Annotated in this window: 16 protein-coding genes; 8 read left to right on the top strand and 8 right to left on the bottom strand. The window is 66.0% G+C overall.

Translation table 11 applies throughout. The features are described from left to right. Positions 1–709 (top strand): GNAT family N-acetyltransferase (locus tag C100_RS26570; RefSeq protein ID WP_024018049.1); only part of this gene is annotated, 709 nt, incomplete at its 5' end. Here the strand turns inward: C100_RS26570 and C100_RS26565 are convergent. Beyond that, positions 687–1,556 carry a cupin-like domain-containing protein gene (locus C100_RS26565; protein WP_024018048.1) on the bottom strand — a complete coding sequence of 290 codons (870 nt, stop codon included), beginning with the start codon at positions 1,554–1,556 and terminating at the stop codon, positions 687–689. The genes C100_RS26570 and C100_RS26565 overlap by 23 nt on opposite strands. Continuing rightward, positions 1,553–2,683 carry a GNAT family N-acetyltransferase gene (locus C100_RS26560; RefSeq protein ID WP_024018047.1) on the bottom strand — a complete coding sequence of 377 codons (1,131 nt, stop codon included), beginning with the start codon at positions 2,681–2,683 and terminating at the stop codon, positions 1,553–1,555. Before C100_RS26560 ends, C100_RS26565 begins: the two co-directional genes overlap by 4 nt. A gap of 138 nt (positions 2,684–2,821) precedes the next feature. Between C100_RS26560 and C100_RS26555 the strand changes: the two genes are divergently transcribed. The 4 genes from C100_RS26555 (at position 2,822) to C100_RS26540 (ending at position 6,534) form a co-directional block, all read left to right on the top strand. After that, positions 2,822–3,823 carry an NAD-dependent epimerase/dehydratase family protein gene (locus C100_RS26555; protein WP_024018046.1) on the top strand — a complete coding sequence of 334 codons (1,002 nt, stop codon included), beginning with the start codon at positions 2,822–2,824 and terminating at the stop codon, positions 3,821–3,823. Between the two features lie 316 nt (positions 3,824–4,139). After that, complete coding sequence (locus C100_RS26550) at positions 4,140–5,126, top strand: KpsF/GutQ family sugar-phosphate isomerase (protein ID WP_031308543.1); 987 nt, start codon at positions 4,140–4,142, stop codon at positions 5,124–5,126. A gap of 5 nt (positions 5,127–5,131) precedes the next feature. After that, entirely contained in the window at positions 5,132–5,932 is an 801-nt protein-coding gene (kdsB, locus tag C100_RS26545) for a 3-deoxy-manno-octulosonate cytidylyltransferase (RefSeq protein ID WP_031308541.1), read from the top strand. 5 nt (positions 5,933–5,937) lie between these two features. Continuing rightward, complete coding sequence (locus C100_RS26540; protein ID WP_024018043.1) at positions 5,938–6,534, top strand: histidine phosphatase family protein; 597 nt, start codon at positions 5,938–5,940, stop codon at positions 6,532–6,534. Here C100_RS26540 and C100_RS26535 read toward each other — a convergent pair. Then, positions 6,531–7,541, bottom strand: a complete 1,011-nt coding sequence (locus tag C100_RS26535; RefSeq protein ID WP_152536392.1) for a S66 peptidase family protein — start codon at positions 7,539–7,541, stop codon at positions 6,531–6,533. The genes C100_RS26540 and C100_RS26535 overlap by 4 nt on opposite strands. Before the next feature lie 50 nt (positions 7,542–7,591). Continuing rightward, positions 7,592–8,035 (bottom strand): cupin domain-containing protein, encoded by a 444-nt coding sequence (locus C100_RS26530; protein ID WP_031308538.1) that lies wholly within the window; start codon positions 8,033–8,035, stop codon positions 7,592–7,594. A gap of 57 nt (positions 8,036–8,092) precedes the next feature. On the opposite strand from C100_RS26530, the gene dapE reads away from it, so the two are divergent. Further along, the gene (dapE, locus tag C100_RS26525) at positions 8,093–9,238 is read left to right on the top strand and encodes a succinyl-diaminopimelate desuccinylase (protein ID WP_024018040.1); all 1,146 of its coding nucleotides are present in this window, start codon (positions 8,093–8,095) and stop codon (positions 9,236–9,238) included. A gap of 3 nt (positions 9,239–9,241) precedes the next feature. Here the strand turns inward: dapE and C100_RS26520 are convergent, their stop codons facing one another. The 4 genes from C100_RS26520 to C100_RS26505 all read right to left on the bottom strand — a co-directional run bounded on the left by C100_RS26520 (position 9,242) and on the right by C100_RS26505 (position 13,513). Continuing rightward, on the bottom strand, positions 9,242–10,927 hold the full coding sequence (locus C100_RS26520) for a putative bifunctional diguanylate cyclase/phosphodiesterase (RefSeq protein WP_024018039.1): 1,686 nt from the start codon (positions 10,925–10,927) through the stop codon (positions 9,242–9,244). Positions 10,928–11,029: 102 nt separating this feature from the next. Next, complete coding sequence (locus C100_RS26515; RefSeq protein WP_024018038.1) at positions 11,030–11,563, bottom strand: Smr/MutS family protein; 534 nt, start codon at positions 11,561–11,563, stop codon at positions 11,030–11,032. Positions 11,564–11,574: 11 nt separating this feature from the next. Continuing rightward, positions 11,575–12,828, bottom strand: a complete 1,254-nt coding sequence (mltA, locus tag C100_RS26510; RefSeq protein ID WP_024018037.1) for a murein transglycosylase A — start codon at positions 12,826–12,828, stop codon at positions 11,575–11,577. A gap of 31 nt (positions 12,829–12,859) precedes the next feature. Continuing rightward, positions 12,860–13,513, bottom strand: coding sequence for a Tim44/TimA family putative adaptor protein (locus tag C100_RS26505; RefSeq protein WP_024018036.1), 654 nt, complete (start codon positions 13,511–13,513; stop codon positions 12,860–12,862). A 182-nt stretch (positions 13,514–13,695) separates the two neighbouring features. Here C100_RS26505 and secB point away from each other — a divergent pair, with 182 nt between their 5' ends. Then, the gene (gene secB, locus C100_RS26500; protein ID WP_024018035.1) at positions 13,696–14,202 is read left to right on the top strand and encodes a protein-export chaperone SecB; all 507 of its coding nucleotides are present in this window, start codon (positions 13,696–13,698) and stop codon (positions 14,200–14,202) included. Positions 14,203–14,333: 131 nt separating this feature from the next. Further along, the coding region (locus C100_RS26495) for a lipid II flippase MurJ (RefSeq protein ID WP_037529444.1) at positions 14,334–14,573 on the top strand (240 nt) is incomplete at its 3' end.

Genomic DNA, 14,573 nt, shown 5'->3' with positions numbered 1-14,573 from the left:
GGGCCGCCGCGACTGGCGGGCGCTGCGGCTGGGCGGCATCGCGCCAGACTCGGCCCTGCTCGATATGCCCGCCCGGCGGCGCATCTGCATCGACGTCTCGCCTGTCTATCAGGTCGATCTCGCCGCCGTGCGCGGCGCGCGGGGCGATTATCTCTCGTTGCTCAGCGCCAACACGCGCAGCCAGATACGCCGCGCGATCAAGGATCGTGGCGGCGCGCTGCCACAGGTGACGACCGGCACGCTGGCCGATATTGATCTCTGGGTGGCGGAAATGGCCGCGCTCAACCAGGGGCGCCACGCCGACAATGCCTGGGACGACGCCGCCTTTCGCGGCTTCGTGGCCACGCTCGCGGCGCGCGGACTGCCGGGCGGGCAGGTGGAATTGCTGCGGTTTACCGATGGCGATCAGGCGGTCGGGCTGCTCGTGAATTTCGTCCATCGCGGCGTAGCGATGAACTATCAGTCCGCCTTCGTCGACCCAAGCGGGGCCAAGGACAAGCCGGGCCTGCTCTGCCATGCCGCGGCGGTCGGCCATTATGCCGGGCGCGGGCTGGATCGCTATTCCTTCCTCGCCGGCAAGGATCGTTATAAGCAGAGCCTGTCGACCTGCGAGGAGCGGCTGGAATGGTGGCTGGTCGAACGCTTTTCGCCCCGGCTGGAGGCCGAGGCGCTGCTGCGCCGGTTGCTCAGACGCCCAGCTTCCGCATGATGCGATAGGCCAGGCGGCGCAAACCCTGCCGCTCGGGCCGATCGCTGACCGTGCCGGTGGGCAGGCCGCGCTTGCGCAGCAGGGCATTGAAACTGTGCAGTTCGCCCTCCGCCACCGACCGTTCCGACCGCCAGGTGACGGACAGGCTGACTGATACCGCCGGGCCGTTCTCGACGAAATGGGGCGCCTTGACCGGCACATGCACGGCGTCCCCCGGCGCGAGCGGGAAAGCGGTCCCCCGCGCCTTGAACCCGTCCTGCCATTCCAGATTGCGATGGCCGCCCCCGTGGAAATCCTCGCTTTGCCGGGCGGGCACCAGTGCCTCGTCGCGGGCCGGGAATATGGTCATGGTCTTGGTGCCCATGATCTGGAGCAGGATATTATGCTCCGGGTCCATGTGGAACGGCGTGACGCTGCCGGGCGAGGACAGGAAGATGAACGCCTCCCGGTGCAGCATCGGCCCTGTCCGCGCGGCGACGATCGGTTCCAACTCGCCCAGCGCGGCGTCAAGCAGGGCGGCATAGGCGGGATCGCGCTCGACATTTTTGAGCACTGCCCAACTGCCATTTGTTTCGATCGTGCGGATCGTTTCGCCCAGGGTCAGGCCGTTGGACGGCGTATCCTCCGGCCGTACGCCAAGCGGCAGCTTGCCCAGATTATATTCGACCGAAGCGGCCGGCATCCGTTCCGCCAGCACCGCCAGCGCCTCCAGCCCCAGCAGCGCGTGGCCGACAAGGTCGTGGCTCAGCTTGGTCGGGCGGTCGGGATAAGCAGCGGCAAAGGTGGCGCGCGCATCGTCGGGGAAGGTGCCGGCGGCATCGGCCTTAACGGGTTGGGGGGCGGTCATCCCTGTCCTTTCAAAAGACTGGCAAGCGATTCGGCGCCATTGGCGAAGGTGAAGGCGGCGGCCCGTTGCAGCCGGATCGCACCTTTCCCGCGCAGGGCGATGCGATATTGAACGATGGTGCGACGCTCCGCCCACAGGCTGTCGATCATAGGATGATCCACCGCGGCGCAACTGTCCATCCAACTGATACCGGGATCGCCCTGGACCGCATGGAGGTTGGCGATCTCGATCAGGACGCCGGGGGAGAAGCGGCCGAGTTCCTCGTCGATCGCGATCTTGAAGGAAAAGGCGCCGTCGCCGTGGCGGAAATTCACCAGCATGGCGATGGCGCGTCCGTCGAGGTCGATGCGCAGCATGTGCAGTCGCCCCGCGTCGAAGGCGGCGGCGCAGGCCGCGCGGAAGAAGGCGCGGTCGTCCGCCTTGCAGGCGAGCGCTGTGCCTTCCTTCCCTTTCCAGCCCGATGCCTCGAGCGTCAGAAAGTCTTCGCACCAGGTCGCAAGGTCGGCCTCGTCGTCAAGCAGGCGCTGCTCGACCATGCCCAGTTCGGCCAGCCGTTTCTGCAAGCGCCGTAATTCCTTGCGCTTCTTCGACCGGACCTGGGTTTCCCAATAGGTGTCGGCATCAAGCTCCGAACGCAGCATCGCGCGGTCGTAGCGGTGAATCTCGCGCCAGCCGCGCCGCTGCTCTACGCACAGTGCCTCGATCGCGGCGGCGTTGGCGCCGGCCGCATCAATCCCGTCGAGATGGAGGAACCCGCCCGCCCAGGGCGCTGCATCCAGTTGCGCCATGAAGGCACGCCATGCCGCAAGCTCCGCGCCCCGCCTGACGATGGGCGCGCCGAAGAAGCAATGATCGTGCATCCAGTTGGAAACGCAGCCGATCGGCACACGGCCATGACGCGGTTGCGTCACGATCGGCAGCAGGCCGATCAGCGTGCCCTGCACCTCCGCCTCGACAAGATGGACAGACGTGCCGCCAGCGAGATGGTCGAGCGCGGCGCCCAGCATGTCCGGCGCGTAAAAGGCGTTGCATTCCGCCGCTTCCCGCGCCAGCGCCATCCAGCGCGCGCGGTGCGCGGGCGCGGCTGCCTGCGGAGCGGAGCGCGGTGGATGGGCGGCCATGTCCATGTCCCGGCGATAGCCGCGAAAGATTAGGGAATAGCTAAACGACATTGTTGTCCCGGCGTCCCGAAGCGGTCAAGGCTTTACATCGCCCCTCGCTTCGGCAGAGACGGGGGCGCATCATCCTGTGGGAGGAAGAAGGGCATGACGATTCTGGTCACCGGCGCGGCAGGGTTTATCGGGATGCACGTCGCCGACCGGCTCATGGCGCAGGGTCATGCCGTGGTCGGCGTCGATAATCTCAACGATTATTACCCGGTATCGCTCAAGCGTGCGCGCCTCGATGTATTGCGTGAAGGGCATGGTAAGCTCTTCACCTTCCATGAACTGGACTTCGCCGACATGGACGCGGTGCAGGCGGCGCTGCACGACCAGGTGATCGAGGCGATTGTCCATCTGGGTGCGCAGGCGGGTGTGCGCTATTCGCTGGTCAATCCCCATGCCTATGTCCGCTCCAACCTGGCGGGGCATGTCAACATGCTGGAACTGGCGCGGGAACGGCATGTGCGCCATCTGGTCTATGCCTCCTCCTCGTCCGTCTATGGCGGCAATGACAGCCTGCCGTTCCGGGTGGAGGATCGGGTGGACCATCCCGTTTCGCTCTACGCCGCTACCAAGCGCGCCGACGAACTGATGAGCGAAACCTACGCCCATCTTTTCCGCATCCCGATGACCGGGCTGCGCTTCTTCACCGTTTACGGCCCATGGGGGCGTCCCGACATGGCGATGTGGATCTTCACGTCCAAGATCCTCGCGGGCGAGCCGATCCCGGTCTTCAACCATGGCCGGATGAAGCGGGACTTCACCTATATCGACGATATCGTCACCGGCATCCTGGGATGCCTGGATCACCCGCCGGTGGATGATGGGGCCATCAAGGCGGGGGGCAGTCGCGCGCCGCACCGGCTTTACAATATCGGTAATAACCGGCCCGAAGAGTTGATGCACCTGATCGCGGTGCTGGAGGAGGCGATCGGCCGTAAGGCGCAGATTGATTTCCAGCCGATGCAGCCGGGCGACGTTCATGCCACCTTTGCGGACATTAGCGCGATCGTCCAGGATATCGGCTTCGCACCCAGCACAGCTATCGAGTCGGGGGTGCCACGATTCGTCGAATGGTATCGTAGCTATCATCAAGGTGATTGACCCGCATACGCACGAACCCGAGAAAGGATGCACAGGTTACCCCTTAAATCATTCGGTTCAACGGAAAAAATACCCTTCTATTCTGTAATTTTTTCTCCATCATTTCTTTTCGCAGCTGCAAAATCGATTGCCATAAGTGCCTGAAACGGCGTAGACAGTCTCACCATGCCGGTCTGATGGCTGGCATGGGGGTCGCGGAACAAGGGAAGACTGCACGCCGAATTCGGCGGTTAGTCACTGCCTGTGCTTGCGAACGGAGGCTCGCGGCACCGGTGGAGAAAAGGGCGAACGCGTGTCGACATCAGCATCAAAAATCGTGCCATTTGGCTCTGGCGGGCGTATCGTCGAGACGGCGTGCCGCAGCCTTTCGGTTGCCGCAGCCGGTCTGCAAGCATTGGAAGCCCGCTTCAGCGAGCGTGACTTTGCAGCGACGTTCCTGCGTCTTGTCGGCGTTCTGATGAATGTCCGCGGCCGCGTCATCGTAACCGGCATCGGCAAGAGCGGCATCGTCGCGCGCAAGATGACCGCGACGCTGACATCGACCGGTACGCCGGCCATTTTCCTGCATCCCGCCGATGCAGGCCATGGCGACCTGGGCATGGTCACGCCCGACGACGTCGTGCTGATGCTGTCCCATTCCGGCGAATCGAGCGAACTCGGTCCGATCATCCAGTACTGCAAGCGCTTTGCCATCCCGTTGCTGGGCATGACCGCGCAGCCGCACAGCACGGTGGCCCAGGCCGCCGACATCTGCATCATGATGCCCGAGGTGCAGGAAGCCTGCCCCAATGCGCTGGCGCCGACGACATCGACGACTGTGCAGATGGCGTTTGGCGACGCGCTGGCCATCTCCTTGATGGAAATGCGCGGCTTCTCTGCCGATGACTTTCACAAATTCCATCCCAATGGTCGGCTGGGCGCGCAATTGCTCAAGGTCCGCGAATTGATGGCACGCGGCGACGACGTGCCGATGGTGCGCGAGGACGCCTCGCTGCTCGACGCCACGATAGAAATGACGCGCGCGCGTCTGGGCGGCACGGCGGTCATCGACCGCAACGGACGCTTGATCGGCGCCTTCACCGATGGTGACCTGCGTCGCACCGTGACCGGCAAGCAGAATCTGACCGAACCAGTGGGCCGTTTCATGACCGTAACGCCAAAAGCGGTGGGGCCGGACGAACTGGCGTCGGAAGCGCTGCACATGATGCACGAACGCAATATCATGTTGCTGTTCGTCTGCGAAAATGGCCGGCTGACTGGGGCGCTGCATATGCACGACCTGCTGCACGCGGGTATCGCCTGAATCATCTGGTCGTCATTCCCGCGCGGGCCGGTTCGACCCGGCTGCCGCGCAAGCCGCTTCGGCTGATTGCCGGGCGCACGCTGTTGCACCGGACCATCGCCATGGCGCGTGCGGCGATCGCTGGGCGACCCGGCGTGGCGTTGATGGTTGCGACCGATGACCCCGCCATCGCCGCTCATGCCCAGGCCGTGGGGTGCGACGCCGTCCTGACCGACAGCGCGATCGCGACCGGCTCGGGCCGCGCCCTGGCCGCCGCCCTCGCTTTGCCTTCACCGCCGCGCTTCGTCGTGAACCTCCAGGGGGATTCGCCGTTCCAGCCCGAAGGCGCGCTGCGAGCGGTGATCGCGGCTTTGGAGGGCGGAGCTGAGGTTGCGACACCAGTCATCGCGCTCGACTGGGCGACACTCGATGCACTGCGCGATCACAAGACCCGTTCCCCCTTCAGCGGCACCACTTGCGCGCGCGCGCCGGATGGGCGTGCGTTGTGGTTTTCCAAGACGATCATTCCCGCCATCCGCAACGAGGATGCTCTGCGCGCGGCTCAGCCGCTTTCGCCGGTCTGGCGCCATGTCGGCCTTTATGGCTATGCGCTCGACGCGCTGCGCCGGTTTGAGGCCTGCGCACCGACGGCGCTCGAAAATCTGGAAGGGCTGGAGCAGCTTCGCCTACTCGAACTGGGAATCCCGGTCATGACGGTCGCCGTCCATCCGCCCCGGTTCGACAGTTCCGGCATCGATACCGAAGCGGATATCGCGCGCGTCGAACAGTTGATCGCCGACCATGGCGATCCCACCCCGCCGCTCTGAATCCGATGCGCCGGATTTTCGTCATTCGCCATGGCAACACTTTCGCCAGTGGAGAAGCGCCCCGCCGCATCGGCGCGCGCACCGACATTCCGCTGGTGGAAAGCGGCCATGCCCAGGCCGAACGGCTGGGCCGCTGGTTCGCTGGCGAAGATATGGCCATCCAACGCCTGCTGTCCAGCCCTCTGCTACGAGCACGGCAAACCGCCGCGCCGATCGCGATAGCGACTGGCCATGCGCTGGATGACATCCGCGACTGGCTGGGCGAGATCGATCATGGTCCCGACGAAGGGCGGCCGGAGGACGAAGTGATCGCGCGCATCGGTGCGGCGGCGCTGGCCCGTTGGGAGGAAGAGGGGGTCGCGCCCGAAGGCTGGCGGGTCGATGCGGCGGCGCGCGTCGCCGCCTGGCGCGCCTTCTTCGCCGATGGCGGGCAGGGGGCGGACCTGCTCGTCACCAGCAATGGCGCCGCCCGCTTCGCTCTGCTGGCGTTGGGCCTCGCGCCCCGCAAATTGCGCACCGGCGCCTTTGGTGAGTTGGCGCTGGCGGCCGATGGCGCTGTGCGGCTGGTCCGTTGGGACGAACGGCCCCAGGACCAACTCTAGCTGACCGCTGGCTCCAGCAGCCTGATCGTCCCTGCCGCCGCGTCCATTTCCGCCGCCACGCCCAGCGGCAGGCTATATTGATTGGCGACATGGCCGAATTGTCCGCCCTGGAAGGCGGGGATGCCCAGCGGCTCCAGATGTTGTTGCAGCACTTGCGACACTGTGAAGCCGCCATAGCTGGCTCCCGCCGCGCCGCAGTCGGTACATTGACCGAATATTACGCCGGCCAGACTGCCAAGCACGCCCGCCAGCCCTAGCTGGGTCAGCATCCGGTCGATCCGATAGGGTTGCTCGCCAATATCCTCGATAAACAGGATCGCGCCGGAAAAATCGGGCAGCCAGGGCGTGCCCATCAAGGCGGCCAACACGGTCAGGTTGCCGCCCAGCAATCGTCCGCGCGCTACGCCGGGGCGAAAGGTGCGGACGCGACCGATCCGTTGCGCCAGCCGATCCTCATGGCCCTGCGGATTGGCAAGCGTCGGCGTGCCCGCGTCGAACGCGACCGCGCGGAAGGCATCCCAGCTATAGCTGCCCCAGCTGCTCGACGCATTGGGGCCGTGAATGGTGGTGAAGCCCGCCTTCGCCGCGAAGGCGAGGTGCAGCGCGGTGATGTCGGAAAAGCCGATCAGCAGCTTTGGATTTTTGCGGATCATCGCGAAATCCAGCAGCGGCAGGATGCGCGCGCAGCCCCAGCCGCCGCGCACCGCGAACACGGCCCGCACCTCCGGGTCGGCGAACATCATGTTGACGTCCGCGGCGCGGTCGGCGTCCTTGCCCGCCAGATAGCCGTAGCGATCGACCAGATGAGGCGCCGGCTTGGGCTTCAGCCCCATGGCCAGGATGGTTTCGCTGACCAGGTCCAGGTCGAAGGCGTCATCGGTGAAGCCCGCAGGCTCGATCAGGCCGACCGTATCGCCCGCGCGCAGACGCGGTGGCTTGACCAGGCCGGCCCCCGGCCGCAGTTTGGTCCCCTGACTTGCGGTCGCGCCGGGCGCCCGCGCGGCCATCAACATTGCGCCCATGCCCGCCAACCAGGCGCGGCGGTCCGTCTGGATCGTCAATAGCTGCTCCCATCCTTGTGCCGGTAAATGCCGCCCGACCATAGCAGGTCGATATCGGGATAATGGCAATCGCCCGTTGGCGGACGGCCGAAGACGACGAACGTGCAATCGCTGTCGCTTTCGTTGACGAGATGATGGCCGTTGGGTTCGCCTTTGGGAAAGGCGGCCATGTCGCCGGGACGCAGCAGGCTGCGTCCATCCTCCTCCACCAGGGTCGCGATGCCCGCGAGCATGACGAGGAACTCGTCCTCATCCTCATGCCAATGGCGCTGGGACGATGCTGCTCCCGGTTTCAGCACGACATGGCTGACGCCGAAATCGGACAGGCCAGCCATCGGACCCAAACGCCGCACCCAGCGCCCGGCCACTGCGCCGGCATGGTCGGCGGGATAGCCTGTGCTGTTCCGTTCGGCGATGCTGTCCAGGTCGATGCGGGGCATGGCCTCATCCTCCTTGTGCCGCTGGTCAAAAGCCAAGGCTTTCGCTAACGCCTCGCCATGAACATGACCAGCACCAATGACGATGTCGTGGCCCTGGCCCAGCGCCTGCTGGCCTGTCCGTCCATAACGCCCGCCACTGGCGCCGTGTTCGCGGCGCTGGAAACGATGCTGGTGCCGCTGGGCTTCACGGTGGACCGTTTCGTCGCGGGGGAGGCGCCCGACGGGCCGGTCGAAAATCTGCTCGCCTGGCGGACCACCGGCGCCGGGCCGCATTTCGCCTTCGCCGGACATCTGGACGTCGTGCCGCCAGGGCCGGGCTGGTCCAGCGATCCCTTCACACCGGACATTCGCGGCGACCTGCTCTACGGCCGGGGCGCGGTGGACATGAAGGGATCGATCGCGGCCTTCGTCGCGGCGCTGACCAGCCTGCCTGATGATCTGGCCGGCACGATCAGCCTTATCATCACCGGCGATGAGGAAGGCCCGGCCGTGCATGGCACGCTGGCGCTGATGGAGCGGATGGCGGCACGCGACCTGCGACCCGATTTCTGCCTAGTGGGCGAACCCACATCATCGCAGCGGCTGGGCGATGTGGTGAAGATCGGGCGGCGCGGCTCCGTCAACATGTGGATCACCGTGGCGGGTACGCAGGGGCATGTCGCCTATCCGCATTTGGCCGACAACCCCATCCCCCGGCTGGTCCGTATCCTCTCGCGGATCGAGGCGGAAGTGCTGGACGAGGGCACCGACTGGTTCCAGCCCAGCAATATCGAGATCACCGATCTGGAGGTGGGCAACGGCGCGCATAATGTCATTCCAGGGCAGGCGACTGCGCGCATCTCGATCCGGTTCAACGACCGGCATAGCGGCGCATCGCTGATCGAACGGATCAAGGCGCTGGCGGCGGTCGAGGGCGGCACGGTGGAGGCCCGGATCAGCGGCGAATCCTTCCTGACCGAGCCGGGTATGCTGTCCGATCTGATCAGCGGCGCGATTCGCGATGTGACGGGCGTGGACACGGAGTTATCGACCACGGGCGGCACGTCGGACGCCCGCTTCCTCTCGCGCCTTTGTCCTGTGGCGGAATTCGGCCTCAACAACGCGACGATGCACAAGCTGGACGAGGCGGTGGCATTGCAGGATCTGTTCGCCCTGCAACGCATCTACGCCCTGATCGTGGAGCGCGCGCTGGCGCCCGCCTGACGATCAGAGGCGGCTGCGTTCCGGCAGGATGACCGGCGTGGCGAAGCGGGCGAGATAATCCTGTTCGCCCGTCGGCCGGGCAAGATGATAGCCCTGGAACAGGGTGCAGCCGATCACGCGCAGCACTTCGATCTGGGCTTCGCTTTCGATGCCCTCGATAACGACTTCCATGCCCAGGCCTTGAATCAGGCCGACGACGGCGGAGCAGATGGTTCGCGCTTCAGCGGAAGTGGCGATGTCGCGCACCAGGCTGCGGTCGATCTTCACTCGATCGACCGGCAATTCCTTCAGCCGGGCCAGATTGGAATAGCCTGTGCCGAAATCGTCGATCGCGATGCACATGCCATCATCGCGCAGCGCGCCGAGTTGACTCAGGATGCGCGGCTCCATCTCCATCGCGACCGATTCGGTGATCTCCAGCTCCAGCATCGTGGCCGGGGTCTGGTGCGTCGCCATGGCGTGGCGCAGGCGCAGGAAGAAATCGGCCTGCGCCAGTTCGCGGGTGCTGATGTTGATCGCGATGCGTTGGCGCTGGCCCTGTCGCGTCCAGCGTGCGGCGGTTTCGCACACCCGGCTCATCACCCAGTCGCCCAGCGCGACGATTGCGCCGCTTTCCTCCGCGATCGGCACGAAGGCGCCGGGCATCACCAGGTTGCGCTCGGGATGTGCCCAGCGGACCAGCGCTTCGGCGGCGACGGCCTGTCCGCTCAATATGTCGATCTGCGGCTGGAACTCCAGCAGGAATTCGTCCCGTTGCAGGGCCAGCAGCAGATCGCGCTCCAGTTCCGCGCGATCGGCCGCCTCCAGCGCCAGTTCCGCGCTATAGATTTCCGCGCGGCCGCGCCCTTGATGCTTGGCATGATACATGGCGACATCGGCGGCGCGCAGCAGCGCCGACAGCGTGTCGCCATGTTCGGGGTAGCAGGCGATGCCCATGGACGCGCCCAGCTCGACATGCTGGCTGCCCAGGTCGAAACGTTCGCCCAGCGCGAACTGCACGGCGCGGGCGATGCGTGCGGCGGCGCTGGGGCCGGGCAGGGACGGGAAGAACATCGTGAATTCGTCGCCGGCGAGGCGACCGATGACTGCGTCGCCGGTGCCGGCGCTGACCTGCGCCATCACCACTTCGCGCAGCCGGCCCGCGACGCGGGCGAGCAATTGATCGCCCGCGGCATGGCCCAGCGTGTCATTCACGCTCTTGAACCCGTCGAGGTCGATGAAGAACAGCGCGGCCATGGCGCCGGGCGCGCGATCGGCCAGATGGCGCTCCACCTGACGGCAGAAGCTGGTGCGGTTGGCCAGGCCGGTGATCTGGTCAAACAAGGCCAGGGTCTGGACATGGTCCAGATTGGTGCGCACCTGGCTGAACAGGCTTTCCATCGCAACGGACAGGTCCGGCAGTTCAGCGCCGATTTCCTTTGGCACGCGCGACTGAAGGTCGCCATGGGCGGCGGCGAGCAGGCGTTCGGTCGCTGTGTCGATCGCCGACGCCGTAGCCGCCATTGAACGACTGGCGGAGGCCCAGCTCATGGTGCCGCACAATATGGCGATGATGAGCGCGCGGCCGACCTGCATCAGGTCGTCCTCCCGCCCGGGTGTATAGCCGAGCACGAGCGACAAGGTGAACACCAGCGCCCCCGCGGCGAAGGCGAAGGCAGCGGCGCGGCTTTTCAACGTCACGCCCTGCATTTGCCTCCTGCCCTGCTTTCCGCCCCGGTAAAGGAGCCCCGATCCGTCGGCTATGAAGGACAGTGGTTAAGAAACGGTCAGCACCGGACGAGCGTTGCCCGATTATTTCCGGCGGCGCAAAATCAGGTAAAGCGCGCCATCGCCGCCATGGCGCGGATGGGCGATGCGCACGCTGGCGATCCGGTCGGCATGGGGGCCGGTTTCCAGCCAGTGACCGATCTCCGCACGTATGGCGCCACGCCGCGTGCCGCCCGCGTTGCCCGCGCTTTTGGGCGGCTTACCGGTCACTACCAGCATGATGCGGGCATCCTGCGCCACCGCCGCGCCGATCGCCTGATTGAGCCGCGCATGGGCGGCCGACAGGCTGTGCCCATGCAGGTCGATGCTGATGTCCGGACTCAGCGCGCCGCTCCGAATGCGGCGTTCCCAGCTTGAATCGAGCATGGGCGAGGGGACCGGTGTCGGCTTGGCTGCGGGGAGGGCTGCGGGCGGCGGCGTTAACCTTGTTTTCGGCGCGCTTGAGGGCGGAACCGGGGGCGCGAGAGGCTGCCGCATGGCCGGCCGCAGCGGGCGAACAGACCGCGTCAGCGCCGTCCAGAGCGCCTCTTCATCCGATGTGAGCTTCCGCCGGACCATGGCGGGACCGTTCAGGGCCGCGTGAGCCGCGCCGCCGAACCGACCGGCAGCAGGATGAGCGCGCTGCCCCTGGCCGACATGCCCCCGGCAATGCCCCGCGCCCGTGCGCCGGCGCCCCAGAAACTGTCGAAGCGGTTGGCGCCCTTGATCGCGCCGCCCGTATCCTGCGCGATCCAGATGCCATTGGGTTCGGCACGGTCGAGCGAGAGCAGCACGGGCGCGCCCATAGGCATATATTTCGGGTCGGCGGCCACCGTCGCCTCGGGCGTCACCGGCACCCCCATCGCGCCCAGCGGTCCGGGACCGGTCAGCTCACGGAAGAAGACGAAACTCTTGTTTTCATTCATGATCGCGGCGCCTTCGGCCGGGTGGGCGCGCAGATAGGCCATGATATCCTGCATCGATCCGGCCTGGATCAGTCCCCGATCCTTCATCAGCTTGCCGATGCCGGTATAGTCGCGGCCATTCTGTCCGTCATAGCCGATCCGCATGACGCCGCCGTCGGGCAGGTTCAGCCGGCCGCTACCCTGCACCTGAAGAAAGAAAAATTCCACCGGATCGGCGGCCCAGGCGAGTTCCAGTCCGCGTCCGGCGAGCGATCCGGCGACGATTTGGCCACGCTCGTCATAGGGCACGAACTTGGTGCCCTGCACTTTTCCGCGGATCGAACGGCCTTTCAGGCTCTCGCTGAACTGGCCCAGATCGACGTCGATCAGGTCGCCGGGCCGTCTATAGATGGGGATTTCATAACCGGGCTGGCGGGTGCGCGATCCGGCGATTTCGGGTTCATAATAGCCGGTGACGAAGGCCGCGCCGTCGCCCACCTGCACCGCTTCGAAATAGCGGGAGAAAAACTCGCTGGCCGATGCCTCGGGCCAGCTCGAAGCGGCGGCGCAGGCATTGTTCCAGTCGGACCCGCGCGTCAGGCCGCTCTGGTCGGCGCGCCGCATCAGGCTGGGGCAGGACAGGCGGAACGCCTTGAGCGCCAGGCGCGATCGCTCGCCCGAGGGGAGGAGGCTGGCGATGTCGGGGCCGCGCGTGATGCCCAGGCCAATGGCAGTGCCGGTGTCCAGCGCCGGTTCTGCCGGCACGTCAACGGACAGGGTGGGGCGCGGCGTTGCCGGGGCGGGGCGGGTCGCTACTTCACCCGAAGGGGTGGGGCGGCCGGGCGCCGGCCCGCCAGCCGAGGGTGGAATGACGCCGCCCGCGCAGGCGGACAGCAACAGTGCAGCGGCGAGCGCTCCCCCCGAAAGGCGCAAATTCATGCTGCGATCACGCCCCGGATCACGCCCACGATCACGCTTCGTCGGTTTCGCTGAGCTTCCAGTTCGGGTCCGCGCTGCGGATGTCGCGGGTGAAGGTCCAGATATCCTTGGTGCCGATCGCGTCGGTCAGCGACCCGGCAACGACATTGCCGTCCTTGTCGCGGGTGACGGCGGCGATGTCGGCTTCGAACCGCAGGGCCACTTCGGCGACCCGGTCCCGGACCGACGCCTCGACGATCTGCGCCTTTTCGATCCGCACCATCCGATTGTCGAGCACATGGCCATGCGCGTCGCGCGCGGCGATCGCTTCCTCGAACGATGCCAGCACGTCGGCGTCGCATAGCCAGGCCAATTCCTCGCGGTCGCCGCGCCAGAACGATTCCAGCACCATCTTATAGGCGCTCTTGGCGCCTTCCACGAATTGCGGCACGTCGAAATTGCGGTCGGCGGCGATCAGCGCGCGCACGCCCGGTTCCGCGCCCGGCGCAATCAGGCCATCGGCCAGCCGCACCGAATCGCCCGTGGTTTCGGCCATCGGACGAGGCTGAAGCACGGTCACCTTCCCGCGCTCCTCGGCGGAGCGCAGCGCCGGCTCCTGCTCATGCCCCGTGCGCTTGCCGAGCACGGAGTAGAGCCGCAGCGCCAGAAAGCCGGCGATCATGGCGAGGATGACGATCACGTACACGGAAGCAAATACCCTTTGTTCGGGATGATGTTCCCCACAACATAGGCATGTTTCCCTCCAACTTCAAATAGCCTGTGCCCGGCCCGGCATTGCCCTCCCTCCGCGCCCCTGCTAAGCGCGCGGGCTATCATCTTCCGGGGGCGCGCCGCCGCCGGCCAATTGGGAAAGTCAAGGTAGAGAGCATGGCCGACGAAGCCGACACCAACACCACCATCAATGTTCAGCCCAACGGCGCCGACATCGGACCGCAGATCGCGCTGATCAGCCAATATGTGAAGGACTTGTCGTTCGAAAATCCGAACGCGCCGGCTGTCTACCAGTGGCCCGACCAGCCGCAGATCGATGTTCAGTTCAACATCGGCGCCGACAAGGTGGGTGACGATGTGCTGGAAGTCTCGCTCAAGATCGAGGTGAAGGCCGTCGGGCCGCAGGGCACCGCCTTCATCGTCGAACTTCTCTATGCCGCGATCTTCGGTATGCGCAACGTGCCCGAAGACCAGATCCAGCCCTTCATGCTGGCCGAAGCGCCGCGTCTCATCTTCCCTTTCGCCAGGCGGGTGCTGGCCGATGCGATCCGCGACGGCGGCTTCCCGCCGCTGCTGCTCGATCCCATCGACTTCGGTTCGCTCTACATGCAGCAGGCGCAGCAGATGCAGACGACTGCGGGCGAGCCGGCCGGCCACGCCTGATTATCCGCGATGACGTCCCGTCCCGATCGGGCTGAGCCGTTCGGGCCGAACACGGCCACAGGCCAGGCTTCGACATTCGATCGAGGCGTTCGGCTCGATCGAACAGGGCGAACGGATCGGGAGGCAAGCGCATGAACCTCGCCAAGGCTCTCGGCTCGGTCGGCGGGTTGACGCTGGTCAGCCGGGTGCTGGCGTTGGTGCGCGATTCACTCGCGGCGCGCTATGTCGGCGCAGGGTTCGCATCGGACGCCTTTAACGGCGTTGCCTTTCGCCTGCCCAACATGTTCCGCGCCCTCTTCGCCGAAGGGGCTTTCTCCGCCGCCTTCATCCCGCTTTTCAACAAGAAAGTGGCGGGGGAGGGCGGCCTGCCG

Origin of the sequence: Sphingobium sp. C100 (assembly GCF_000508185.1) — a bacterium.
Taxonomy (GTDB): domain Bacteria; phylum Pseudomonadota; class Alphaproteobacteria; order Sphingomonadales; family Sphingomonadaceae; genus Sphingobium.
The sequence above is the reverse complement of the archived record's forward strand: the minus strand, read 5'-3'. Positions and strand labels throughout refer to the sequence as shown.